Below are 25,889 nucleotides of genomic sequence, written 5' to 3' on the forward strand. Positions count from 1 at the left end.
GGCCTTGCATGAGCTTTCAGCGTTCTCGAAAGACATATCAATCTGGAGGTCATTATGATGAACATGAATAAAACACTTGCTGCGGTAATGGTTACATCAACACTGGCGACAGTATCTGGCGCCGCTGCAGCAAAGCAAATTAATTCACAAGCTGAAGCAATGCAGCACTCCGCAACCGAGATGAAACAAGATGAAATGTCATACGTGGATGAGCGTATGAAGAAAGCTAAGATGCAAGCTCAAGATTCCACTACGATGACGCAAGTGAGCACCGAGCCTCGCACCTGGATAACCCTTACTGGTGAAGTGGTTGACGTAGATTCCAAATTCTTCACCCTTGATTATGGTGAGGGCACCATCTTTGTAGAGCTGAATAATACCGATCTTGATGCACAAGCGTATGAGCAACTCGAAGGCAAAGATGTGATGGTGACGGCTCAACTTGATGACAGCCTGTTTTCCGACGAGCGGATCAAAGCACAAAGTGTTTTTGTTGATGAGATGGAAACCACATACCTTGCCGATGATGTAGATCAACACGCGGCCGATATGTACCTGAGTGCTGCAAGTGCGTTAGACGTGGACGATGAAGAAATGGTACTCGTCGGTACCGTAAAGTCTATTGGTAAAAAGGCACTGCAGTTAGAAGTGGGTGATTCAACGCTCACAGTTGAGCTAGACGACCTGGACGAACTACCACCGGTGGATGATGACGGTAAACTCTCACTGATGAAAGGTGAGCGTGTACGCGTGACCGGCGAGATGGAAGAGGAGTTTTTCAATACCTTCACTGTGGAAGCTGAAGGTTTGATGAAAATGAAAAGCTAATTTTTTGATCCATATTTTGGCCCTCTCATGAGGGCTTTTTTCTGAGGAACCTATTATGTCATCACAAAGCAGTCAAAGTGCCGAATCCCGTTCTATTGCCAATATGGAAGGGCTTCAATCGGCCATTGCGAATAACGAAGTGGATCGGGTTAAGCAACTTCTTGCCGGGCAAACATTGGATGAACTGCAGAAAAGTTATCTCATCGACATCGCCGAACTTAATGGAGACCCAAAGATGCTGAGTATTCTCAAAGATGCACCGTCCAAGCCATGACCTAGCCTGACAATTGAGCGAGCATAGAGTCTTAAAAACAAAAGCCAGCACCTGATATCAGTGCTGGCTTTTTCTTTGTGGTTTATCGCATCTATGTTTGCTAATGCGGCTACGTCTCTGTCTGAATAAATGCTGCCAAAGCCAGGCATGAATTCATGCTGCTCACCAATGCTGATAGACGAACCATTCAGAATTACTTGAGTGAATACCCGCACAATCGCCCTCAAACAACATTTTACGCCGTTGTTGTGATGATGGTGAATTAGGCAATACAGCAGTGGCATTTTTTAGCGAATCAGGACTTATATTCACCTCCTTTTCACTGCCACCCTGGCTGGGATCGACGGCGCGCAGATAAGCCACAATCCTGTGAAATTCTTGCCTGAAACTCCGAGAGTTGAGAGCCGAAAGGAAAAGAGCTTGTCGTGAAAAATACTGCTGGTTGCGTGAAAAAGATTAATGAACTTCGCTCATAACAGCATTGCACTACAACGGGAAAACTTCGCCATCCATTTCACGTAACCTCTAATACACGTTTTCTCAAATACGTTTAAATGGAAGGTAACTGAAAACATGCGATTTACCGTAAAATTACTTAGCGCAACATTATTTCTCTCTGCATGTGGCTTCGCCACAGCGCAATCCATTGAGATCACAAAAAACGGCACTCAGAAAGCTATCACCGGCGCCGAAAAACTCTTCACCGGCACCAGCATCGTAAACCCGTATTTCAGCAGCAAGGACAACGGTGTATCCGCAGCCAGTGTTACCTTTGCACCAGCCTCGCGCTCGAACTGGCACACCCATCCCAAAGGCCAGTATCTGGTGGTGACCGCGGGTAGCGGTTACGTACAGGAGTGGGGCAAGTCCAAGCAGACAATCAAACCCGGTGATGTAATCTGGACGCCACCAGGCGTGAAGCACTGGCACGGCGCGACTGAAAGCACCATGTTGACCCACCTGGCGGTACAAATGTTCGAAGACGGCAAGAACGTCGAATGGATGGAAAAAGTCACTGACGAACAGTACGAAAAATAAGGAGCGGAATATGACGCTTTCTGGTTTGAACAAGGTTCGTAAGCCGGCAGCGCTGACCGCGCTGGCGACGTTATTTTCACTTTCATTTTATGCAACAGGACAAACTACAGTGACACAGTCTAATTATGCAGAAATCGTTGCGCCTCAGGTGCAGCGAAACCTTGATAACGTTATCGGCAATGATCTCTGGAAGCGCAAGGCGCTGTCCTCCCGTGACCGCAGCATCGTGACCCTTTCCGGTCTGATTGCCCGTGGCCAGCTAGACGCTATGCCTGAGATTGTAGGCAAAGCGCTGGACAGCGATGTTTCGCCTGAAGAAATTGCTGAAATTATAAATCACCTCGCGTTTTATACCGGGTTTGCTAACGCCAAGGCGGCCATTGCAGCTATCGGGCCGGTTTATGCTGAGCGCAAAATCAAAGCGAAGCAATTGCCATCGTCCGAATTAGACCTCTTGCCCATCAACTGGGAGCAGGAAAAGCAACGGGCCAATATGGTGGAAGATAACTACGGTGATGTCTCGCCAGGCACCGTGCAGTTCACTACCGACGCGCTGTTCCGTGACTTATGGTTACTCCCTGGTCTTGATCCCCGCGACCGCAGCCTGGCAACAGTGTCTGCACTGGTTGCTACCGGCCAGGTTGAGCAGGTTAATTTCCACCTGAACAAAGCCATGGACAATGGCCTGACCCAGGAAGAAGCCGGTGAAGTGCTGACTCAGCTGGCATTCTACAGCGGCTGGCCAAAGGCGTTTTCAGCGTTATCGGTTTTCAAAGACATCTTTGAAAAACGTAACGAGAAATAATTTATCAATTCGCCGGGCAGCAACGATGCCCGTCGAATCTGCAGCATCAAGGGGACACGATTTATGAGCGAAGATTTAATAAATCAGGATATGATAATTATCCGTGCCAGCGAATTCAAAGCGATTGATGGCGGCAATGAGAACTTTACCGGTAAAGTACATATTTCCGGCCTGTTCAGTGCGCCTGAGCCTTCCCGGGTCGGTGTCGGCATCATTAATTTCTCGGTCGGTGCGCGCACCAACTGGCACACCCATCCACTGGGCCAGACGCTGGTTGTCACCCACGGCGTAGGCTGGCATCAGTGTGAAGGTGGACCGAAGCGGGAAATCCGCGAGGGCGATATTATCTGGTGTAACTGCGGTCGTCGCCACTGGCACGGAGCCACCGACAAAACGTCGATGCAGCACGTGGCCGTGAATGAAGCAAAAGACGGCAGTCCGGTAGACTGGATGGAACCCGTTACTGACGAACAGTTTCTGGAAACTCCGGTAACTAACGACTAAGCTTTAAAAGTATGATTCAGCGCGTGTGGTTTCCTGTGACAAGTAAAAGCTTACACGCATATACTGACAAGTAAGCGAAAGCCCGGCCCGCTGTGAAGCGAGACCGGGCTTTTTTATTTGCCAGGCTCAGGGCTTACACCTGCGCCCAGGGCTTATCTCAGCGCTCAAGGCTGTTGCGTCGGGCTGGCTGAATTGTCCTGACTGGCAGTCAGCGGAAGAGCTTTCCAACCGCCGCCTAATGCCTTGAATAGGGTGACTCGTTGTGCCACCTGTTGCTGTCTGGCATTCAGAAAGGCTTGCCTCGCCAGCAGCCAGTCCCGCTGAGTTTCCAGCACATCCCGGTATGAACTGGCACCAGCGATTTTACTCAGGTTAGTGAGCTTGTAAGCCAGTTCGGCGTGTTCAGCCGCCTGTTCCAGCGCATCCACGCGCTGGTCGAATGAAGTCACCCGTGTCAGTGACGTTTCCACTTCCTGCAGCGCTTTGATAATGCTGCCTTCAAATGCGGCAACCGAAGCCTCCACCGTGGCCTGTGCCTGACGCACCCGGGCGCGTCCTGCCTGCTGGTTCGGGAACTGCCAGGATATCAGCGGACCCACTGAAAACGACCAGTTGTCCGACACCGCGGACTGATGGCTATCGAAGTAATTCACGCTGCCGCCCAGCGAAATGCTGGGATAAAGCTCAGCGACTGCTAGGCTGTTCAATGCCGTGGCGCTGCGAAGTTGCTGTTCGGCTTCGCGCAGATCCGGCCGGCGTCTGAGCATATCAGCCACATTCCCCACCGGTGTGATACCAGCAATTTGCGGTGACGCCGTGCAATCATCCACGCTATCCGGTAACTTGCTGCGGATCGTGCCAAGCAGTGCTGCCAGACGGAACAGCTGAGCCTGACGCCCTGCGTCCAGTGCCGGGATCTCAGCTTCCGCTACCATCACGGCCGCTCTGGCGCTTTCCGTCTCTGCCCGCGTTGCCGCACCGGCCTGCTGAATTTTTTCAGCGAGCTCTAGCTGGGAGCGGGTAACGTCACGTGAATTTTCAGCCACCTTCTTACTTTCCGCCAGTGTGCAGGCGAGCAGATAAGCTTCAACCGTTTCTGAGGCAACCTGTAATGCGACGCCGTCTCGCAGAGCCTGTTGTACAGCGATGTCTGCCTCGGCGGCTTCAATAGCATGAGAGACCCGGCCAAACAGATCGGTTTCCCAGCTAACACTGAAACTGCCGGTATCAGACCATTGTCGGGTGCCCGTGGGCATGCCCGTCATTGGAATGCTGTCACCATAAGCCAGCGAGGCATCCACCGATGTGGACGGTAAACGGCGACTGTCAGATTCCTCAAATATCGCCCGGGCACGTTTCAGGTTGGCGCTGGCGACGCGCAAATCACGGTTGGCGGCAACAGCCTGTTCAACCAGTTGATTCAGGGTGTCGTCTTCATACAGTGTCCACCATTTTACTGGTGTGGCAGCATTGCTGAAGGCGCTGTCGGTGGTTTCAAATGTGGCCGGAGCCGGCGCACTGACTTCGGGTGTTTCCACCCGGGTCATACTGCTGCAACCGGTAAGGCTCAATGCGATGGCAAGCGCGGTAAGCGATTTAGTCATGGGCCAGCTCCTTGTGTGCAGGGGAGGTATCATCCTGCGGTTTCTCGCGGTGGTCTCCGGCAATGAGCACGTAAAGTGTTGGCAGCACGAACAGGGTGAAGAAGGTGCCTACCAGCATGCCCATCACCACCACAATGCCCAGCGCGAAGCGGCTGGAAGCGCCGGCTCCGGCAGCAAACAGCAGCGGAATAAGGCCTGCCACCATGGCGGCAGTGGTCATCAGTACCGGACGCATCCGCACAGCCGCTGAATGGCGGATCGCCTCGAGCTTGCTGACACCGTCGTGCTGTTGCATATCGTTAGCAAAACTCACCATCAGGATCCCGTGTTTTGAGATCAGCCCTATCAGGGTGACCAGACCAATCTGGGTGTAGATGTTCAGCGTGGTAAAGCTCAGATACAGCGGGGCCAGTGCGCCGCAAATTGCCAGTGGTACGGTGATCAGAATAACCAGCGGATCGCGGAAGCTGTTGAACTGCGCGGCCAGTACCAGAAAGATAACAATCAGTGCAAAGATGAAAGAGACGGTCAGCCTGTTCCCTTCCTGCACGAACTGGCGGCTGTTCGACAGCCAGTCGATGGTGACATTATCCGGCAGCGGTTGCTGACGCATAAAGTCCACCGCCTGTCCCATGGTCACGCCGGGCAGGAGTACACCTGAAACCGTGGCAGAATTCATCTGATTAAACTGGGGCAGCTGATTCGCCTGTGAACGCATATCCACGTCGATGAACGTCGAAAGGGCAATCAGGCGGCCAGTGTTAGCACGCACATATATTTCGCCGAGATCTTCTGCGGTCAGGCGATCTTCCTGATTGGCCTGCACGATGACATCGTAGGAGCGATCAAACCAGTTGAAGCGATTGACGTAGTTTTCACCTACCAGCACCGCAAGCGCATTCGCAATTTCAGTCATGCTGACGCCCAGCTGTCCGGCTTTGTCTTTATCCACGGTAATATGTGCCTGCGGGCTGTCGAACGCCAGATCGCTATCCACAAAGGCAAACAAACCGCTGCCCCATGCCGCGCCTTTCAGGCCCTGTAAGGTCTGGAACAGACTGCTAAAGTCGTCCGGCGAACGCACAACCATCTGGAATGGCAGTCCGCCTGTGCTGGCGGGCAGCGGACTGTCCTGGAACACGGAGGAATACACCCCGGTGATACCTGCAGTACGGCCCATCAGTTCGCCCTGAATGTCGTCGGCGGTGCGGGTACGCTCACTCCATTCATTGAGGATTATCCCGCCAAAGCCCACATTCTCGGTTTCCAGACCGACTGCGAAAAAGCTGTTCTCAAATTCCGGCAGCTCCGTGAACTGCGAGGCCACCGCGGCACTGTACTTCTCGGTGTAATCCACGCTCACATGCTGGGGCGCCTTGGTCTGCACGAACACATAACCCATGTCTTCCTGGGGCGCGAGTTCCCGTTTAGCACTCATGAAGAACACCACGATGGTGGCCAGAATGGCCACGCCAACCAGCAGTACAGCCGGGCGGTTCACCAGTGTACTGTCGAGCAGGCGGGTGTAGTCGTTAGTTAGGCTTTCCATGGTGTGTTCAACACGCTGGGCCATTTTCGATTCAGTCAGTTTGGAGTCCAGTAACTGGCTGCTCATCATGGGCGACAGGGTCAGGGCGATAACGCCGGAGACCACCACCGATGCTGCCAGCGTGAAGGCAAACTCTTTGAACAGTGCGCCGGTGAGGCCGCCCATCATGCCAATGGGGGCGTAAACGGCTGCCAGCGTAATCGTCATGGCAATGACCGGGCCGATAATTTCACGGGTACCGATGAGCGCGGCCTGAAACGGCGAATGTCCTTCCTCAATATGGCGGTGAATGTTTTCTACCACCACGATGGCATCGTCCACTACCAGACCAATGGCCAGTACCATTGCCAGCAGGGTGAGCAGGTTCAGGGAGAAGCCGAACATGACCATCAGCGCTGCCGTTCCCAGCAGCGACAGCGGTATGGTCACTACCGGAATAATGACCGCACGGAAGGTGCCCAGGAACAGAAATATCACGACGATGACAATTGCGATAGCTTCAATCAGGGTGTGCTGAACTTCTTCGATAGAGGCATCAACAAAGTGCGCCACATCAAACTGGTTGGTGATGACCATGCCCGGTGGGGCGACTTTCTGTATGTCTTCAATCAACGCCTTCACGCTAGCCACGATTTCCAGCGGGTTGCCGTCCGGGGTCGGGGAGATGGTCATAAATACAGAACGTTTGCCTGAACTCAGCGCGACGCTGTTGGTATTCTGCCCGCCGATTTCCACGGTTGCGATGTCTTTCAGACGCACCACATCGTTACCCGATTCGCGGATAATCATGTTGCGGAATGCCTCTACGCTGGTGAGGTCGGTATTGGCGGTAATATTGACCGTGGTACCACCGCCTTTCAGCTGGCCCGGTGCCGCCTGCACATTGTTTTGCTGCAGCGCGGTGGCGATATCAGACGGGCTGAGGTTTCTGCCTGCCAGCTTCACCGGGTCAACCCAGATACGCATAGCCAGCGGCGCGCCGCCGGCAATAGCCGCAGACGCCACACCAGGCACCGCCGTAACGAGGGGCTGTGCTACCCGGGTCGCAAAATCCGCAATTTCCGACGCTGACTGCTGGTCGCTGGTAAACGCCACGTACTGGATAGCGGATGCGCCATCAGTAATTTTGTTGATCACCGGGTCGGTGACCCCTTCCGGCAGCTTGTATTTAACGGTTTGTACCTTGGCAAGGATCTCAGTCATTGAGCGGTCAGCATCGGCATTCAGTACCAGCTTGGCTGAAATGTGGCTGCTGCCCTGACGGGACGTTGACGACAGATATTCAATTCCACTGGCGGTGGCGATTGCTTGTGCAATGGGTTGGGTTACGAAACCCTGCATCATTTCCTGGGTCGCACCGGGTAAGGACGTGTCGATGGTGATGGTCGCACTCTCCATTTTCGGATACTGGCGGATTTGCAGATTATAGAACGCGCTGACCCCGATCAGCAGGATCAGTAAACTGATCACAATTGCCAGCGTAGGGCGCTTAATGAATACATCAGTGAAGGCCATAATCAGTGCTCCTGAGCCGGAACCACGGTGACCGGAGCCTGTGGCTGCAGCCGGTTCTGTCCGGCGGTCACCACTACGTCGCCTGCCGTTAAGCCGGATTCAATAATCACCTCATTACCAATGCGGCGGCCTGCTTTTACGCCGACAAATTCGATATTACCGTTTTGCGTGGCGTTATCGCCTCTGACCACCGCAACGCTGTTCCCCTGAGCGGTGTACATTACCGCTGTTACGGGCAGTACGATGGCATCAGATTCAGCACCGGCATCAATGCTGGCTTCCACGTACATGGAGGGGCGCAGTAATTTTTCATCGTTACTCAGCGTGGCGCGTACCTTCACATTCCGGGTTTGTGGGTCTAACTGCGGATCGATGGTGTCGAGAGTGGCTGTGAAGGTGTTATCCGCGTAGGCATCAGCAGAGACCTTTACCGTTGCACCGGCTTTAAGCAGCGCAAGCTGTTGCTGGGGAACCGCAAAATCCACATACAGGGTGGACAAATCGGTGAGGCTGACGATCTCGTCGCCGGGGTTCAGGTACTGGCCTTCGTTGATTTGACGGATCCCCAGGCTACCGGCAAACGGTGCGTTAACCGACTTCAGCTTCAGACGTACCTGAGCCTGTTCCACACTCGCACTGGCCTGTTCGAACTCTGCCACGCGCTGGTTAAGCAATTCTTTTGACTCAGCGCCCAGCGGTGCCAGTTCGCGGGTGCGCTGTAACTGGGTTTCAGCAAGTTGCAGGCTGGCTTGGGCGGCTTGCAGGGCGGCTTTTTCTTCACCGCTGAACAGGTTCACCAGTGTTGTGCCGGCCTCTATTTCATCGCCTGAGCTGAAATTAATGGCGGTGACACGACCAGCCACTTCAGGCGCCAGCATCACTTCGTGAATGGCGCGAAGTTCACCCACCACGCTGATGGTATCGGTAAGCTGACGTGGCTGAACGGTAATGGCTTCTACCGGCACGGCCTGTTGTTGCCAGCCGCCGCCCTGTGGTTGCGCAGCCTGTCGCCAGAAGTAGAGTCCGCCGAGCAGTAATGCCAGCACCACTGCAGTAATGACAAGTCCCTTAATTTTAGAAGCCATATCGTGTCTCCCTGACAATGGTAAGTGAAATAATGACGTTACTGCTCATGTCTGTTCCTCGAGTGTGTTAAAACTATTTTTTTCTTTGCTTAACAGCGTTGGCGGCTATACTAAGACCTCAAGTAATGTTGAGGTCAACAGGTTTTTGCGGGATAAACATGAATAAAAATTTAACTGTGGGCGAGGTGGCAAAGCGTGCCGGTGTAGCCGTGTCGACACTGCATTTTTACGAACAGCAGGGGCTTATTAAAAGCTGGCGTACCGCCGGTAATCAGCGCCGCTATGACCGCAGCGTGTTGCGTAGGGTGGCGATGATCAATATTGCCAAACGCACCGGTATCCCGTTGAAGCAGATTAAGGCGCACCTGGACAAATTACCCAATGGCCCGGTCAGCGTGACCGAATGGGAAGTGCTCAGTGCCGAGTGGCATGCGCTGCTGAATGAGCGGATCCACCGGCTGGAGCAACTGAGGGATGAAATGGCCGGTTGTATTGGTTGCGGGTGTCTGTCACTGAAAGATTGCCCGTTACGAAACCCAGATGATGTGCTCGGGAAACAGGGGACGGGTGCACAGCTGCTGGAAGACTAAGCTCAGCCAGTCTTCAGCATATCCAGTGCCCTGAGCAGCGGCACCGGTTTATTTTCATGGCTGCTCACTCTGGCGTCGGCGGCCCGCCAGTCAAAATTGGCGTAGTACACTTTGCGGTATTCCGTGGGGGTGTGACCGATATGTTTTTTAAACGCCGCAATCATGGATTTGTGTTCGGCAAAGCCGCATTCTAACGCGATATCGGTAATCGGCTTGTGCATGTTCTTCAGCAGCGACTTCGCCTTGTTTACACGTACCATCATCAGATAATCAGAGGGCGTATAACCGCTTATTTTCTTAAACAACCGGGAATAGTGAAAGTAGCTGAGATGCGCCTGTTCTGCGAGATCAGCAATGCTCAGTGATTCCTCAAAATGATTATTGATATAGCTGATACTGTCACGGATCACGACTTGTTGCTTACCGGCAGCGGTATTCGTCGCTTCAACCGGTGCGTCGATGAACGTATCAAGCATGCCCAGCAGATTAAATAGCCCGGCCTGCTGATGAAACGGCGACGTGGCAGGTTCGGTGAGCAAGGCCAGATGCGCTTCCGACACATCACGCAAAACGTTCCGCTGTTTGTGACTGGCTGCAAAATGGGCAAACCGCTGATGCAGCAACGCGCTGCTGGCGAATAAATCAGGCTGAAACTGCCAGGTCAGCACGGTACTCCCGGGCTGTCTGAATTCCAGTGAGTGGATAGTATCAGCGCCGACAAACAGGAAGTCGCCCTTGTTCAGGATAATCTCCTGTTCGTTAACAATAAGACAGAAGCCCCCTTTCAGCACGTAGAGTAATTCCGGTGCCGGGTGCCAGTGAGGCGGACAATAGTTCACCTCGGCAGCGAATACATTCAGAAACGCTGAGTCGAAGGTAACCAGTTCACAGACAGTGGGAAGGTTACCGGTGGAAGTGAAATCCTGCGATATCGAATTAAAAGGCTGCATAATCTTGTCACTCTATGTCGCAGGGGGCAGGAACGTATGCCGGGCCCGGAGTTATTTCCCCGGGTCTGCCTGTCCGGCACTGAACATCAGGAATTATTATCCGGAATGAGCGCGGCACGCAATTCCTGCCTGCTCACATTTACCCCCAGAAATTCTGTTAGTGCAATGAACACACCACAGAATAATTCCGGCGCAATTTTTGTTAGTCGTGTTTTGATTATAGCGGCATCGAGCTCACTTTTCTCTGCAACTAACGAGACGATTTTTTCAAACGCGATTTCATTTTCAATGATCTGCACCAGCGAGCTGTCCTCCTGCAGGGGGGGCGTATAGTTCTGCGTTTTCACGGTAACCGTTTCTGTTAGTGACAGATCACGGGAATGACCGCCTGCATGAATAATGTACTCGCCGGCTGACAGGATCCACTGCTGAAGAGCCGGATGCCAGGCCAGCAGGTCATCGGCGTGGAAAGGAATAATCACAGTGCCGGTTTCACCGGGCTGCAGTGATATTTTTGCAAAGCCCTTGAGGGCCAGCGGCGGATGTTGCAGGTCGTGCTGTGGCAGCGTTACATACAGCTGAACAATTTCTTTGCCGGCCAGTCTGCCGGAATTCGTCAGTGTGACGCTAACTTTTATCACGCCTCCTGACTCCAGCTCCTGTTTGTCCAGACTTACACTGTCGTAACGGAAGCGGGTGTAGCTAAGACCATAGCCGAAAGGAAACAGCGGCTGCATGTTACGTTTATCGTAATAGCGGTAGCCCACATAAATACCTTCAGCATAGTGATGGCGCAGACCATCGCCAGGGTAGGTCAGATAAGCCGGTGTTTCTTCCAGAGTATTGGGCAGTGTGGTGGTCAGTTTGCCGGAAGGGTTGGCTTCACCGAATAATAGCCTGGCCACGGCACGACCAAACCCCTGACCAGCGAAGAAAGTTTCCAGCAGGCCCTTACAGTTATCCAGCCAAGGCATAACGACAGCATCGGAGTTCGACAGCACTACCACAATGTGAGAGTTTACTGCGTTCAGCGCTGTCAGCAGTGTGATGTGAGATTCGATGACCGATAAATCTTTGCGATCGCCATTTTCGCCGTCCTCACCGACCACCGTGTTCATAAACAGCACCACCAGATCGGCGTTGCGGGCGGCATCTACCGCTTTTTGCTGTTCCTGCTCGCACAACTCGCCGCTTTCAGCAGTGCCGCGGGCGTAACTGACATCAAACTTGTCGCCGGCCAGCTCGATAATTTCATCCAGTGGCGTATCCAGCATGCTGGGGACGGTGGTAGCACAGCCAGAACCCTGAATCACCGGACGCTGTGCGCCGTCACCAATGACAGCGATGGATTTAACCCAGCTCTGACAAACGGGCAGAATATCATCGTCATTTTTGAGTAATACGACGGATTCTTCCGCGATCTGCTGGGCTAGCTGGTGGTGAGTTTGCACGTCAATGCTTTCACGTTTCACCGGATTAGAGACCCGCAGCAGGAACCGCAGCATCCGTTCACAGGCGTTGTCTACCAAAGACATGGGAACACGGCCATTAATGATAGCGTTTTTCAGTTCCTGCTTGTCCCGCTGAACTTCCGGCATGGCCAAATCATTACCCGCCAGCAGAGAGGCCGGTCGGTCTTTCACGCCGTACCAGTCGGATATCACCAGTCCGTCGTAGCCCCATTGTTCACGTAGAACTTCTGTTAGCAGCCAGTGATGCTGGGAGGTTTGCTCACCATTAAGGCGATTGTAAGAGGACATCACCGTCCACGGGTTAGCTTTGTCGATGGCCCGTTTGAACCCGGACAGGTAGATTTCGTGCAGCGCTCGCTCATCGACAATGGAGTCCATTTCAGTGCGGCGATATTCTGAGTTATTGCAGGCAAAATGTTTCAGACTGGCTGCGACACCTTCATTTTGCAGCCCGTTAATCACTGCGGCCGCCAGATCGCCGGACAACAGCGGATCCTCTGAATAGTATTCATAGCCACGACCTGATAGCGGTGTGCGGCGAATATTAATACCCGGCCCCAACAGCATGCTGATGCCAAGGGCCTGACATTCGTGGGCCAGCGCCTGCCCCATTTTCTCTGCCAGTTCCACATCCCAGCTACAGGCCAGCGAGGAGCCGTTAGGAAAACAGGTGGCGGGGAGGGTACGACCGAACAGGGCCTCGCTCCCCTTTTTATCGCTTTGCTGATCGGCAGACTGATTCACCACGCCGAGGAAGTCGGCGATGCTCCAGTTGCCGTCATTATCAATCTGGTCCGGGCTGTAGCGCACACCGTAGGTGCCGTCGGTCATCTTGATGCTGTCGATGCCGTGGTGTGGCAGCGAAGCGGTTTTCCACAAGCCGTTACCGGTCAGCAGAGCGACTTTATCATCGATGGTCATGGTAGAGAAAAACGCCTGATATTCTGATGACATAATCATTCTCCTTGCAGTGAACGCTGGCGGATGTTGGCGAGTAAATCGCGGTAGGCGGTTTCATTCAGTTTATAGCGGGTGACAACCACAATGCATAAACCGAACAGAATGGCCGGAAACAGGGTTACGGCGAAATTAATCCCTTCCAGAGCGGTCTCTGATACCGCGTCAGAAGAGTAGTCAAACATGTCGAGCAGCAGTCCGGCACAGCCACCGCCAAGCGCCATCGCAATCTTGGTAACAAAATTATAGAACCCGTAGATAACGCCTTCTGCCCGGGACTCATGATGCCACTCTGCATATTCCACGGTATCCGGCACCATCGACCACATGGTCACGAAGCCTGCGCCCAGGGTCAGGCTGAAACTGCATACACCAATCATGATGATGATCAGGTTACCGTCGGCGAAGAAATACTGCAGCAGCAGGCCGCACATGCCGAAAGACAGTGCAATCTGCGTGGCGGCCTTCTTACCTAATTTCGCAATCAGCGGGGCGGAGAGGATAACCCCGGACGTGTATGCCGCGGTCTGAATCATGAAAAACGCGGTGCTGAAACCCGCATCACCAATGACATATCGGATGAAGTACACGGCAATTGCCATCCACACCGTGTAAGCAATGTAAAACAGCGCCGTATACAATGACACGTTGAGCAGCGGCCCGTTGCGGAAAATAACCCGCAGCACCTGACGCCAGCCCATGCTGGTAGTAGAGGCGGCAGAATTCACCCGTTCCCAGGTCATGCAGAAACACATCAGAAAGGCGACCGCTGCCAGTATCGAATAAAACACTACTGCCGCGGTATAGCCGGTTTGCGGACTGTCGAACAGTTCAACCACAGGGCCGGCAGTGGTAGACACCACCAGATAGCCAATACTGGCCAGCGCGAACCGGTACACCGACAGCGATGCACGGGACTTTTCATTCTGAGTGAGCGTATTAGTAAGGGCTGAGTAGGGGGTATTCACCGTAGTATAAGCCAGGCAATACAGGGTGTAAGTTAATAACGCAAAGCCGAACCTGAACGACCCGGCCATCGTGACAAAACAGAGTACAGTGAGTGCACCCAGAGGGACGGCGCCGAATAGCAGGTACGGACGCATTTTGCCCCAGCGTGTGTGGGTTTTGTCCACCACCACACCTACGGCAAGATTGAATATGGCATCAATTACCCGGGCAATCACAAAAATCAGGCTGGCTTCAGCCGCTGTGATGCCATACACGTCGGTATAGAAGAACAGCAGGAACAAGGATACGAAACCAAACGACAGGTTCGAAGCAAAGTCGCCCAGCCCGTAGCCGAACTTCTCTTTAACAGAGAGTGATACGTAGGTGTGGGATGTAGGCATAGTATGAAACCCTTTTATCGTTAACCCGATTAGATTAGCAAGTTAACAAAATGTTGCTTCCTGATATTTGCCTGAACCCTTGGCGCATTTTGCGCATTTGCTAACCATGAGTCATTTCACCGGAAATTCGTAGTATCAGGCAATAAAATCACATCTCTGTGTAATTAATCATCGCCCTGACTGCGGGATAATAGCAATCTAAGCCAAGTTTCTTATCAACGCTAAGGAGTTAATTATGTGCCAGGAATCAAGACGTCATTTTGTTAAGTTATCAAGTGCAGTGGGTGTCGGTGCTGCCATGGCGGGTTCATCAAGCGTATTTGCGGCTGCAGGTGAAGAAAACAAAAACGTACCGGCGAAAGGTTATGCGGCATTTGACGAAAGTGGCAAACTGAAGCCATGGAAGTTTGAGCGTCGTCCGGTGGGTGATAACGATGTCTTAATTGACATTAAATATGCCAGTATTTGTCATTCTGACATTCACCAGGAAAAAGGCCACTGGGGCAAACAGCAATATCCTCAGGTACCGGGTCACGAAATCGTTGGTGTGGTGACAGCGGTTGGTAAAAACGTGACCAAATTCAAGCCGGGCGACCGAGCGGGTGTAGGTTGCATGGTTAGTAATCATTACAAGGAAACTGAAGGCAAAGAAGAGCAATACCTGCCGGGTACCATTTTTACCTATGGTTATCCGGACGAACGTTCACCGACCGGAATCTCCCAGGGAGGTTACTCAAATCGTATCGTTGTTGAAGAAAACTTCGTGATGACGGTACCAGAAGACGTCAGTTTTGAAGAAGCGGCGCCACTGATGTGTGCCGGTATCACCACCTATTCTCCGCTGATGAAATTCGATCTTAAGCCGGGTACCAAAGTCGGCATCGCAGGTATTGGCGGTCTCGGTCATCTGGCAATAAAAATTGCCGTATCGAAGGGCGCAGAGGTTTACGAAGCGTGGGAAAACGTAGTGAACAAAGATGCACGTTATCGCTATGTGATTGATGCGGCTACCTTTTAATCTTATGTGAAGCAAACGGTATAAACCGGGCGGTTGCACTCTGCCCGGGCAGTACCTGCGTCCTGACCTCAAATGCCTCCGCTGAAAGCGGAGGCTTTTTGTCTTTTTAATTTCCTGCCTGCCGGAGTTTGCTGCGTTGAAAGTCTCGAACAACACTGCCTTTTTCACTGCCTCACTGATGTATATCCTCACCTTTGCCACTGCCGGGGCCCCCATTTCTGTATTCAATATTTACCGCGAGGACTATGGGGTTACGCACGCCGATCTTGGCACGGTTTCACTGGCTTATTTTCTCGCAGCTGCAACGGCCTTGCTGGTGTTCGGACGTGTTTCAAATCACGTGGGGAGGAAACCGATGATTATCCTTACCGGGCTATGTGCAATGATATCCTGCACCAGCCTGATTAATATTGAAGGCACGCCGCTGTTATTTATTGCGCGGATGTTTCAGGGCTTTGCCTGTGGCATTGCTTCAAGCAGCATTGCTACCTACGTGGTAGACACCGGGGAGAAGCAACCCCGCTGGCTGGTGGCGTCAGTAACCAGCACCTCTCCGATGATGGGGATCCCGCTTGGTGCCATTTCCAGTGGCGCACTGGCAACCTGGGGGCCGGCTCCGAAAACCCTGATCTTCGAAATTATCTTCGCGCTGATGCTGATTTGTTCGCTTATCCTGGCGTTTGGTCCGGAAACCCGCCAGCGTCAGCCTGGTGTGCTGGGTTCGCTGAAACCCAAACTGTTTGTCCCGGAAGGCCGTGGCTGGGGCATGACTACCGCTGTGGGCGTGCTGGTGGCTACCTGGTCAATTGGTGGCTTTTATCAGGCATTTGGCCCATCGATTGTGGCCGAGGAACTGGGTACCACCAGCGCCATTGTATCGGCTCTGGCGTTCTCGTCGGTGATGTGTCTGACGCCTCTCGGCGGCCCTCTGGGTGGAAAAATATCGCCACGGGTTGCAGTTAAAGTCGGTATGGTGATTTATGTGATTGCGGTCTTGTCGATCATTGCTGCACTCACCAGTTCGAACCTCATCGTGTTTCTGGTCTCAAGCCTGTTTGTGGGGATTGCGCAGGGCATTGCTACTACCGCATGTGTTAAAGCGCTGCTGAGCGGCATCGCTAAAGATCACCGGGCCACCTTGCTGGCGACGATCTTTGTAATTTCCTATTCAGGCGCTGTATTTCCCGCCATGGCTGCAAGCTGGGCCGCGATCCACTATTCGGTGTTTCAGATTTGTGTAGGCTATGTGGCACTGGGACTGGTATTTGCCACCATCGCGTTCTTTGCCTCAGGCAAAATGAAAGTGGAAGAGCCTGCGCAGACGGATCAATGAATCTGATTCACAACAGCATTCAATTATTCAGGTAATCGCTTTTCCGTCGGGTCTCCGTAACGAAGATGACTATGCAGCGCGACCACGAACCTGGGTTCCGGCGTGCTGCAGGAATGCTAATCTATTGAATGGAGAACCGTTATGACAACATCTGATCAAACAATTCCTGACGACGCCAATAATTTCTATCGCAGCGACAGTGTGGAAATGAAAGGTGTGCGTTTCACCAATCAATATAAAATGGCGGTTGCAGGCAACCTGTGTGTACCGAAAAATGCCAAGCCGGGCACCACGTACCCGGCCATTGTTATTGGTCACCCTATGGGCGCGGTAAAAGAGCAGAGCGCCACATTGTATGCTAACAAGCTGGCAGAGCAGGGCTTCATTACCCTGGCGGTGGATATGGCCTACTGGGGTCAGAGCGGTGGTGAGCCACGTAACGCGGTGAGCGGCGATATGTACGCTGAAACCTTCAGTGCCGGCGTCGATTACCTGAGTTCCCTTGAGCTGGTGGACAGCGACCGCATCGGCGGCGTGGGTATCTGCGGTAGCGGTGGCTTTCTGATTGCGGCAGCAAAAATCGACTCGCGCATCAAAGCGGTAGCAACGGTGAGTATGTATGACATGGGTGCGGCCACCCGAACAGGTATCGGTAATTCGGTTAGTCTGGAGGACCGCAAAGAGTCGGTTAAACAGGCGTCTTCCCAGCGCACTGCCGAATTTAACGGTGAAGAACTGCAATATACCGGCGGTTGCCCCCATGAAATTGACAGTGATACTCCGGCAGCAGGTAAAGAGTTTTATAACTTCTACCGCACAGAGCGTGGTCAGTACACGCCTACCGGCGTGTCTGAAGCAACCACCACGCATCCGACGCTGTCGAGTAACGTGAAGTTCCTGAACTTCTATCCGTTCAATGACATCGATACCATTTCTCCGCGTCCGATGCTGTTCATTGCCGGTGAAGATGCACACTCCCTGGAGTTCACTGAAGACGCTTACGAGCTCGCGGCTGAGCCCAAAGAGAAGCTGCTGATCCCGGATGCCGGACACGTGGATTTATACGATCGCACGAATAAAATTCCGTTCGACAAACTCATGTCCTTCTTCGGTGATGCACTGAAATAAGCGCCATGTCAATTAGGCTAAATGTCAGTTGTATGCTGACATTCTGCCTGCCACAATCGCTCCTCTTCGCGCAGATTATTATCTGAAGTGCGCTGAGGAGCGATTTTTTGCTAGTTTGCTAATTCGGACTATCAGGCAATAAAACAAGACTTTCTATGTAACGGGGAGCCGCCGGTGTCTGCGAAAATACAGGCATCAGATGAGCGCAGGGCTGGACGAAGCAATGTCATGCCGGTATCCGTTATGGATGCGCTTTTAAGCCGATAATCAGAAATTGGAATCGAAGATGCAACTATCGCAAGAATGGGACAAAATTTTCCCGCAAAGTAACAACGTTAATCACCAGAAAGTGACTTTCAAAAATCGCTATGGCATTACCCTGGCAGCGGATTTGTATGTCCCTGAAAATGCTGCTGTAAGCGGTCTGTCAGCCATTGCTGTCAGCGGTCCGTACGGTGCGGTAAAAGAACAGGCCTCGGGCCTGTATGCGCAGACGCTGGCAGAACGCGGCTATATCACGCTGGCATTCGACCCGTCTTATACCGGTGAGAGCGGTGGCGAGCCCCGCAATGTGTCTTCCCCTGAAATCAATACAGAGGATTTCAGTGCTGCGGTGGATTACCTTGGTTTACTCGAGCAGGTCGATCGCAACCGAATCGGTGTGGTGGGCATTTGCGGATTTGGTGGAATGGCGCTGAATGCAGCCGCTGTTGATAAACGCATCAAGGCCACCGTAACAACCAGTATGTATGACATGTCCCGGGTGATGTCGAAAGGCTACTTCGACTCCATGAAACCGGAAGAGCGCGATGCCGCACTGGCGCAAATGAGCGAACAGCGTTGGGAAGATGCGAAAAACGGTACCCCGACACTGGCGCCGCAGGGTCTGCCTTCATCGCTGAATGGTGATGAGCCGGAATTTGTAGCCAGCTATTTTGATTTTTATAAAACTGACCGTGGCTTCCATCCGCGTTCGATTAACTCAAACGGACAGTGGACGGCTACTACCGCATTGTCGTTTATGAATATGCCGTTGATGACATACATCAACGAAATTGCACCGCGACCGGTACTGTTAATTGCCGGAGAAAAAGCTCACTCGCGCTACTTCACCGACGATGCCTACAAAGCGGCTGCTGAACCTAAAGAGAAGCTGATCCTCGATGGCCTGGTCCACTGCGACCTGTACGATCAACACGATAAAATTCCGTTTGATCGCATCGACAGCTTCTTTGCTGAAAATCTCAAATAATTCCCCCGCGCCTGAGGCCACCCGCTGAAAGGCGCTTTTTTTCTTTACGGAGTGACTGTGAAAAAAGTTTCTTATACAGCGCACTGGCGCTGGCTGGTATAGCGGCTGCGCCCGCCATGGCTGATGAGTGTTCGGTACTGACTGAGCTGAAGCTGCATAACGTTGATATTACTTCTGCGACGTTACAGGAGGCACAAACTCTGCCGCCGGATCCGATGAGCGCGATGACGGGCAGTTCGCCACAGGCTGTTGATGTGGGAGAGCACTGTCTGGTCGAAGGTAAAATTGAAGACCGTGAAGGTGTAGACGGGCGTTATGGGATTAACTTTCAGATGCGACTGCCGAAAGACTGGAACGGCAAATTCCTGTTTCAGGGCGGTGGTGGTGTAGATGGGTTCATCGCCCCTGCTATCGGCACTATTCCGAGTACGGGCAGCACAGCCACACCTGCTATCAAACGCGGCTACGCGGTAGTGAGTATGGATGGCGGCCATAACGGACGTAGTCTGGACTTTACTCACGACCAGCAGGCCCGTCTCGATCTTGGCTATGCCTCGATTGGTAAGGTAACGACAACGGCGAAAACGATTCTGCGTAATTACTACGATGCGTCACCTAAGGTGTCGTATTTTATGGGGTGCTCCAATGGTGGTCGCGAAGCGATGATGGCTGCACAGCGCTTTCCGCTGGAATTTGATGGCGTGGTGGCGGGGAATCCCGGCTTTCATCTGACACATGCCGCCGTGGGCGCGACCTGGGAAGTGCCGAAGTTTGAGGCAATCGCGCCGGGTGGCGAATTGTCAAAAGCATTGACTCAGGCTGATCTCGATAAGGTATCGAAGGAAATCCTGAAGCAGTGTGATGCCATCGATGGCCTGAAGGACGGCGTGGTTGCCGCTTATTCTGCCTGCGATTTCGATCCTGAGGCATTACGCGGTAAGCTGTCCGACACCAAACTGGATACACTTAAAACCGTGATGAACGGTGCCATCGACGAGAACGGTAACCGCCTCTACACCGGCTGGCCGTGGGATCCGGGTATCAACGCTGATGGCTGGCGTGCATGGAAACTGGGTAGTGATAAGCGCCCTGCGATGCATAAAACACTGAGTGTGCCCTCCACCGGGGCTGTGTTTATGACACCGCCTCAGCAGACGCCTGAGAAACCTGATTTTGCCAGCATGGCGCAGAATATCGAAGAAGTTGGCGGGTATTTTGATGCCAATGACACTTTCCTGAGCACGTTTACCCAGCGTGGCGGCAAAAATGGTGATTTTTCAGGGCGTAGCCGATCCTATCTTCTCTGCTGAAGATATTGCGCAGTGGTATCAGCAGGCACAGCAGGATACCGGCACAGACTTCGCCAAACTCTTCATGGTGCCGGGTATGACCCACTGTGGTGGCGGGCCTGCTTTTGAGGATTTTGACCCGCTGACTGTGTTGGAAAACTGGAAGGAAAAAGGCCAGGAGCCTGCATTCATGCCTGCCACGGCACCGACCATGCCGGGCAGGGAAATGCCGCTTTGTGATTATCCTGCGTACGCGAAATATAACGGTGGTGACAAAAACGCTATCGACAGCTACAGCTGTGTAGCGCCAGAGTAAAACCAGACTCAAGCAGCAGCCAACTGGCTGTTGCTTTACATCCTGCCGAACTGCTCCCGATACACACTGGGAGACACCGACACATACTTCTTAAAATTAATCCGCAGGGTGGTGCTGTTTTCATAGCCTGCCTGGCGGGCAATCTGCTCTATGTTCAGGTTCGAGTTTTCAAGCAACTGCTGGGCAATTTCCAGTTTGCGCCGGGTTAGCCACATTTGTGGTGTTTCATTAAAGTGCTTTCTGAAGTGGCGGTCAAAGGTGCGTCGGGTCATGTTTGCCCGTCTGGCAATATCGTCCACCGAAAGCGTGTGAGTCAGGTTTTTAAGTGCCCATTCCAGACTTTTTGATAAACCCGATGACCCCACAGAAAACGGCTTCTCTACAAACTGTGACTGGCCGCCACTACGGTGAGCCGGTAAAACCAGCCTGCGGGCGACCACATTCGCCGCCGCATGACCAAAATCCTGCCTGATCACTTCTATGCCCAAATCGATGCCTGCCGCACTGCCCGCGGAACAGCCCACCTGGCCGTCATAGTGATAAAGAATATCGTCACGAAAAGTAATCTCAGGAAATCGCTGTCTGAACGCGTCTGCATAGCGCCAGTGGGTCGTGGCTACACGGCCGTTGAGTAGTCCGGCAGCGGCCAGTAAAAAAGAGCCGGAACAGAAGCTGATGGTGCGTCCGCCCGACGCGTGATGTTGCCTGACGGCCTGAAGCCATGCTTCAGGCACCGGGTCGGTGTTAACCGGAAAGTTAGGAATAATCAGCAAATCACACGCAGGCAGAGCATCAACCTGCCTGCAAGTTAGCTGACTGCCTGCCAGCCCGTCATACCGCGAGGCCGATAATGACACGGTAGTGGTGTGATACCAGCGGGTAAATTCATTCCGGGGCAGCGCAAACAATTCGGTGGCACAGGCATATTCAAACAGCGACAGGTTTTCAGTCAGTAAGATAAGCACCCTGATATCGTTCATGGTGTTTTGTCCGGAAAGTTACGATAAGTGTCTATTTAGACAATAACGTTGATTTTATAAACGCGCAATAATCTTCACTGAACCATCACTCAGAGGAATTATGCATGTATTCAAATGTTGTCAGACCAAAACCGGCTCCCAGTGAAGAAGCGCTGCGTCATTTTCAGGATTTACTGCGATTTGAGACCGACTGCTGGGATGTGCACTATGCGCTGAATAATGACCTGCACGATTTTGTACTGCTGGATGTACGGGCCGTTGAAGTTGCAAAGAAAGGTTACGTGAAAGGCGCGGTATTTATGCCCCATGCCACCATCAACGAAGCCACACTGGCAAACTATCCTGACGATACCTGCTTTGTGGTGTATTGCGCCGGCCCACACTGCAACGCCACGGAAAAGGCCGCTATACGCCTGGCCCGGTTGGGCCGGCCGGTGAAGAAAATGATTGGCGGCGTCACCGGCTGGCTGGATGAAGGGTTTGAGCTGGAGCGTGATGAATAAAGTGGTGAGGGAATATACTGAAGATAGTTTGCTTTTTGCTCTAATTGTCTAATATAGTAAAAAACGCAGATAATTATAGGTAGGGAAGTTCTTGTTATCTGCACATATCTCAAAAATTTTCACGGAGGAAATACAGTGAATTCAAAAACTAAATCTGCTCGCACTCCCTATATTGCTTTGCTCGCAATAGCTGTAACTTTAGGTGGATGTATGTCTACCGGTGAGTCTGGCGATACTGTAGCTAAAGAAGAAGTAAGCGCGGAAGAAAAAGAGAAAGCCGAGCAGGAAATGCTGGCGAGAATGGCCGCAATCCCTAAGACCTCACCATTGTCAAAAATAGAACTTGGAATGAGTGATACACGGGTGCGTAATTTAGCCGGTGACCCTGATGATGCGAATATGTATCAGACTGGAAAAGCCTGGATACCGTTTTACTACGGTACAGATACCCATCGCTCTGACTGGCTGTATGAGAATGAAGGTCGTGTGGTGTTTTCAAGAAACCGCTACTCTGGCCATTTGAAAGTCATCAATGTGACATACGATCCCGAATTGACCAGTTTATAACTTAATCGACTCGTAATGCCTAGGTACTATATTGAGAATAATTCCAGGCAATTTGCAGGTCTGAAAAAAATGCCGGCAGCAGGGCTGACCGGCATTAACATCGGATAGTCTTGATAGGGTGAAGTCGTCAATATACCTTCACCTGCAGGTAGCGGATTACTTCGCTGCCGCTTTGCGGAACAGGTCACAGAATGCGTTCAGGCCTTCTGCCAGCGTGGCATCGTCGATGGTCAGCGGTGGCAGGAAACGGATAACGTTGCCGTAGAATCCACAGGCCAGCAAAATGAGGCCGTGTTCCATAGCGCCGCCGATAATGGCTTTAGTCAGGTCGACGTTGGGCTTGTCTGCATCGCCGTCTTCAACCAATTCAATGGCCATCATGGCTCCTTTACCGCGAATGTCGCCAACAAGCAGTGGGAATTCCGTTGCTAGCTTACCCAAGGTTTCGCGGAACTGACTTTCGATGAACTGCGCTCGTTCAATCAGACTTTCTTCTTCGATAACTTCCAGCACGGCCAGCGCCGCGGCAGTGGCCAGTGGAGAACCGCCGTAGGTGCCGCCTAAGCCACCAACCGGAGAAGCATCCATGATGTGCTGTTTGCCTACTACTGCAGACAGAGGCACACCACCGGCGATACCTTTTGCCATGGTAATGAGGTCCGGTTCGATGCCTGCATATTCGGTACAGAACATTTTGCCGGTACGGGCGAAACCAGACTGAATTTCATCACAAATCATCACGATACCGTGTTCGTCACACAGTTCGCGCAGGGCCTTTAAAAACGCCGGTGACGCTTCATAAAAACCCCCTTCACCCTGAATGGGTTCGATGATTAACGCTGCCACATCGCTGGGCACAATATCCACTTTGAATAGATTCTTGATTGCCTTCAGTGAATCCTGCTCGCTTACGCCGTGCATGGGGATTGGGAACGGCACGTGATAAATTTCACCCGGGAACGGGCCGAATTTATCTTTGTAAGGGGTAACCTTACCGGTAAGGCCCATAGTTAGATTGGTACGACCGTGGAAACCACCGTTAAAGGCAATCACACCGCGACGACCTGTATACGCACGAGCGATTTTGATGGTGTTTTCTACTGCTTCCGCCCCGGTGGTAATAAATGCTAATTTTTTCGGTGAATCGCCAGGCGCTGCCGCATTTAACTTTTCTGCCAGTAAAACGGCAGACTCGTAGGGGTTCACCATCACACAGGTATGGCTAAACTTTTCCATTTGTTCCGTAACTGCTTTCACCAACTTAGGGTGGGCGTGACCGGTGTTACACACGGCAATACCCGCGCCGAAATCGATAAAGCGGTTCCCTTCCACATCCCACAATTCCGCATTTTTTGCGCGTTCGATGTAGGCGGGATAAAGGGTACCCTGGCCATTGGCAATGGCGGCATTTCTTCTTGCGTGCAGCTCAGCATTCACTGACATGATTTAAATTCCTCCTAAGCACCGGTACTGAATAAATGAGTAATCATCCAGCCCGTATTTTGAACCTTCGCGCCCGTAGCCCGATTCCTTCACACCACCAAACGGTGCGGCAGGGTTAGAAATAGCACCTTCATTAATGCCCACCATGCCGAACTGAAGTGCGTCGGAGAACCGATGAATACGACTAATATTTTGTGAATAAAAATAGCTGGCTAAACCAAATGGAGTGTCGTTTGCCAGCTTTGCGGCCTCGTCATCGGTTTTGAATGTCATAATAGTGACTACCGGACCAAATATTTCTTCGTTAACAATGTCCATGTTGGTGCTGACATTATCCAGCAATGTTGGTGGATAAAAGCTGCCTGCTTTCCACTCTCCACCCACTTTCAGGATCGCGCCCTGCTCAGTGGCCGATGTCACCAGGCGGTGTACATTTTCTGCTGCGCCTTCTTTGATCAACGGACCAATCGTTACGCCTTCATCCATGCCGTTGCCGACTTTCAGGTCGGCCATTTTTGCCAGCAGCTTGTCGACAAACGCGTCTTTCACATCTTCGTGAACGATAAATCGGTTCGCACACACGCAGGTTTGTCCGGCGTTACGGAACTTCGAGGCCATCGCGCCACTGGCGGCTGCATCGAGATCGGCGTCATCAAAAACGACAAAGGGCGCGTTACCACCTAATTCCATACTTACCCGTTTCATGGTGCTGGTACAGTCGGCGGTAAGAATTTTTCCGACTTTGGTAGAACCGGTAAAAGAAAACTTCGCCACATCAGGGCTTTGGGTTAGTACCCCCCCCAGGGTTTTAGAATTGGTTCCCGCAACAATATTGATGACGCCATCTGGAATACCGGCTTCTTTTGCCAATGTGCCTAGCGCCAGGGCCGATAATGGCGTTTCGCTGGCTGGTTTCACCACGAAGGTACAGCCTGCTGCCAATGCGGCGGCGGCCTTACGGGTGATCATCGCGTTCGGAAAGTTCCAAGGTGTAACAGCACCCACAACGCCTACCGGCTGACGGCTTACATAAATGCGCTGACTGGCGCTGTTAGCAGGCAATATATCACCATCTAGTCGGCGGGCCTCTTCAGCAAACCACTCAACGTAGCCCGCACCATAGGCGATTTCGCCCTTGGATTCGGCAAGCGGCTTGCCCTGTTCCAGGGTCATTAATTCAGCCAGCTCGTCGCTGCGCTCGGTCATCAGGGTAAACCAGTTTCGCAGTAATTTGCTGCGCTCGATGGCTGGCATGGCAGACCAGCTTTCAAAAGCGGCTTTCGCCGCCTGAACCGCAGTTTGCATTTCTGCTTCACCCGCATCGGCGATGTCGGCCAGTTTCTCGCCGGTGGCTTTGTCATACACGGCAAAGGTGTTGTCTCCGCTAAGCCATTGACCACCTACAAATGAGCCAGATTGAAAAAGTGCAGAAATTTGTTCTTTCATATCATCACCTGATTATTTTTCATGATTCTATTGAAGCAGCAGATTTAAAGAAGTTAAATACCAAACATTAAACCTAAAGTTTGAAAATATTAAA

23 protein-coding genes are annotated in these 25,889 nt (G+C 52.3%); 14 read left to right on the forward strand and 9 right to left on the reverse strand.

The annotated features are described in order from the left end of the window. Positions 1–54: 54 nt before the first annotated feature. The 5 genes from ACXAFQ_RS00145 to ACXAFQ_RS00165 all read left to right on the forward strand — a co-directional run bounded on the left by ACXAFQ_RS00145 (position 55) and on the right by ACXAFQ_RS00165 (position 3,449). Positions 55–828, forward strand: coding sequence for a hypothetical protein (locus ACXAFQ_RS00145; protein WP_474817591.1), 774 nt, complete (start codon positions 55–57; stop codon positions 826–828). 55 nt (positions 829–883) lie between these two features. Beyond that, on the forward strand, positions 884–1,102 hold the full coding sequence (locus ACXAFQ_RS00150; RefSeq protein ID WP_474817592.1) for a hypothetical protein: 219 nt from the start codon (positions 884–886) through the stop codon (positions 1,100–1,102). Positions 1,103–1,675: 573 nt separating this feature from the next. Next, positions 1,676–2,140, forward strand: a complete 465-nt coding sequence (locus ACXAFQ_RS00155) for a (R)-mandelonitrile lyase (RefSeq protein WP_474817593.1) — start codon at positions 1,676–1,678, stop codon at positions 2,138–2,140. A 10-nt stretch (positions 2,141–2,150) separates the two neighbouring features. Continuing rightward, the gene (locus ACXAFQ_RS00160; RefSeq protein WP_474817594.1) at positions 2,151–2,945 is read left to right on the forward strand and encodes a carboxymuconolactone decarboxylase family protein; all 795 of its coding nucleotides are present in this window, start codon (positions 2,151–2,153) and stop codon (positions 2,943–2,945) included. Between the two features lie 63 nt (positions 2,946–3,008). Then, complete coding sequence (locus tag ACXAFQ_RS00165) at positions 3,009–3,449, forward strand: (R)-mandelonitrile lyase (protein WP_474817595.1); 441 nt, start codon at positions 3,009–3,011, stop codon at positions 3,447–3,449. 164 nt (positions 3,450–3,613) lie between these two features. On the opposite strand, the gene ACXAFQ_RS00170 is transcribed toward ACXAFQ_RS00165, so the two are convergent. The 3 genes from ACXAFQ_RS00170 to ACXAFQ_RS00180 are packed head-to-tail and all read right to left on the reverse strand — an operon-like array spanning position 3,614 to position 9,202. Next, positions 3,614–5,053 carry an efflux transporter outer membrane subunit gene (locus ACXAFQ_RS00170; RefSeq protein ID WP_474817596.1) on the reverse strand — a complete coding sequence of 480 codons (1,440 nt, stop codon included), beginning with the start codon at positions 5,051–5,053 and terminating at the stop codon, positions 3,614–3,616. After that, complete coding sequence (locus ACXAFQ_RS00175) at positions 5,046–8,117, reverse strand: efflux RND transporter permease subunit (RefSeq protein ID WP_474817597.1); 3,072 nt, start codon at positions 8,115–8,117, stop codon at positions 5,046–5,048. The genes ACXAFQ_RS00170 and ACXAFQ_RS00175 overlap by 8 nt, the downstream gene beginning before the upstream one ends. A 2-nt stretch (positions 8,118–8,119) precedes the next feature. After that, a complete protein-coding gene (locus ACXAFQ_RS00180; protein ID WP_474817598.1) occupies positions 8,120–9,202 on the reverse strand; it encodes an efflux RND transporter periplasmic adaptor subunit in 1,083 nt (360 codons plus the stop codon). A 158-nt stretch (positions 9,203–9,360) separates the two neighbouring features. Here ACXAFQ_RS00180 and soxR point away from each other — a divergent pair, with 158 nt between their 5' ends. Continuing rightward, complete coding sequence (gene soxR, locus ACXAFQ_RS00185) at positions 9,361–9,792, forward strand: redox-sensitive transcriptional activator SoxR (protein WP_474817599.1); 432 nt, start codon at positions 9,361–9,363, stop codon at positions 9,790–9,792. A gap of 2 nt (positions 9,793–9,794) precedes the next feature. On the opposite strand, the gene ACXAFQ_RS00190 is transcribed toward soxR, so the two are convergent. From ACXAFQ_RS00190 to ACXAFQ_RS00200, 3 genes are all read right to left on the reverse strand, one after another. Beyond that, the gene (locus ACXAFQ_RS00190) at positions 9,795–10,742 is read right to left on the reverse strand and encodes a helix-turn-helix domain-containing protein (protein ID WP_474817600.1); all 948 of its coding nucleotides are present in this window, start codon (positions 10,740–10,742) and stop codon (positions 9,795–9,797) included. Positions 10,743–10,828: 86 nt separating this feature from the next. Continuing rightward, entirely contained in the window at positions 10,829–13,168 is a 2,340-nt protein-coding gene (locus tag ACXAFQ_RS00195; RefSeq protein WP_474817601.1) for a beta-glucosidase, read from the reverse strand. Positions 13,169–13,170: 2 nt separating this feature from the next. Then, positions 13,171–14,520: an MFS transporter gene (locus ACXAFQ_RS00200; protein ID WP_474817602.1), complete on the reverse strand. Its 1,350-nt coding sequence runs from the start codon at positions 14,518–14,520 to the stop codon at positions 13,171–13,173. A 235-nt stretch (positions 14,521–14,755) separates the two neighbouring features. On the opposite strand from ACXAFQ_RS00200, the gene ACXAFQ_RS00205 reads away from it, so the two are divergent. The 6 genes from ACXAFQ_RS00205 to ACXAFQ_RS00230 all read left to right on the forward strand — a co-directional run bounded on the left by ACXAFQ_RS00205 (position 14,756) and on the right by ACXAFQ_RS00230 (position 20,856). Beyond that, on the forward strand, positions 14,756–15,538 hold the full coding sequence (locus ACXAFQ_RS00205; RefSeq protein ID WP_474817603.1) for an alcohol dehydrogenase catalytic domain-containing protein: 783 nt from the start codon (positions 14,756–14,758) through the stop codon (positions 15,536–15,538). A gap of 136 nt (positions 15,539–15,674) precedes the next feature. After that, entirely contained in the window at positions 15,675–16,871 is a 1,197-nt protein-coding gene (locus tag ACXAFQ_RS00210; RefSeq protein WP_474817604.1) for an MFS transporter, read from the forward strand. 141 nt (positions 16,872–17,012) lie between these two features. Further along, positions 17,013–17,999 carry an alpha/beta hydrolase gene (locus ACXAFQ_RS00215; RefSeq protein WP_474817605.1) on the forward strand — a complete coding sequence of 329 codons (987 nt, stop codon included), beginning with the start codon at positions 17,013–17,015 and terminating at the stop codon, positions 17,997–17,999. A gap of 286 nt (positions 18,000–18,285) precedes the next feature. Next, entirely contained in the window at positions 18,286–19,251 is a 966-nt protein-coding gene (locus ACXAFQ_RS00220) for an alpha/beta hydrolase (RefSeq protein WP_474817606.1), read from the forward strand. Positions 19,252–19,367: 116 nt separating this feature from the next. Then, positions 19,368–20,561 (forward strand): tannase/feruloyl esterase family alpha/beta hydrolase, encoded by a 1,194-nt coding sequence (locus ACXAFQ_RS00225; protein ID WP_474817607.1) that lies wholly within the window; start codon positions 19,368–19,370, stop codon positions 20,559–20,561. Continuing rightward, positions 20,518–20,856 (forward strand): tannase/feruloyl esterase family alpha/beta hydrolase, encoded by a 339-nt coding sequence (locus ACXAFQ_RS00230; RefSeq protein ID WP_474817608.1) that lies wholly within the window; start codon positions 20,518–20,520, stop codon positions 20,854–20,856. The genes ACXAFQ_RS00225 and ACXAFQ_RS00230 overlap by 44 nt, the downstream gene beginning before the upstream one ends. Before the next feature lie 35 nt (positions 20,857–20,891). Here the strand turns inward: ACXAFQ_RS00230 and ACXAFQ_RS00235 are convergent, their stop codons facing one another. Next, positions 20,892–21,836: a helix-turn-helix domain-containing protein gene (locus tag ACXAFQ_RS00235; RefSeq protein WP_474817609.1), complete on the reverse strand. Its 945-nt coding sequence runs from the start codon at positions 21,834–21,836 to the stop codon at positions 20,892–20,894. 104 nt (positions 21,837–21,940) lie between these two features. On the opposite strand from ACXAFQ_RS00235, the gene ACXAFQ_RS00240 reads away from it, so the two are divergent. Together ACXAFQ_RS00240 and ACXAFQ_RS00245 are read left to right on the forward strand one after the other, a co-directional pair. Next, positions 21,941–22,339 (forward strand): rhodanese-like domain-containing protein, encoded by a 399-nt coding sequence (locus ACXAFQ_RS00240; RefSeq protein ID WP_474817611.1) that lies wholly within the window; start codon positions 21,941–21,943, stop codon positions 22,337–22,339. A gap of 135 nt (positions 22,340–22,474) precedes the next feature. Beyond that, entirely contained in the window at positions 22,475–22,906 is a 432-nt protein-coding gene (locus tag ACXAFQ_RS00245) for a hypothetical protein (protein WP_474817612.1), read from the forward strand. A gap of 156 nt (positions 22,907–23,062) precedes the next feature. On the opposite strand, the gene gabT is transcribed toward ACXAFQ_RS00245, so the two are convergent. Beyond that, positions 23,063–24,349 carry a 4-aminobutyrate--2-oxoglutarate transaminase gene (gene gabT / locus ACXAFQ_RS00250; RefSeq protein ID WP_474817613.1) on the reverse strand — a complete coding sequence of 429 codons (1,287 nt, stop codon included), beginning with the start codon at positions 24,347–24,349 and terminating at the stop codon, positions 23,063–23,065. Positions 24,350–24,352: 3 nt separating this feature from the next. Beyond that, the gene (locus ACXAFQ_RS00255) at positions 24,353–25,795 is read right to left on the reverse strand and encodes an NAD-dependent succinate-semialdehyde dehydrogenase (protein WP_474817614.1); all 1,443 of its coding nucleotides are present in this window, start codon (positions 25,793–25,795) and stop codon (positions 24,353–24,355) included. Positions 25,796–25,889: the final 94 nt, after the last annotated feature.

It is taken from the genome of Alteromonas sp. ABH2_165 (assembly GCF_056159945.1).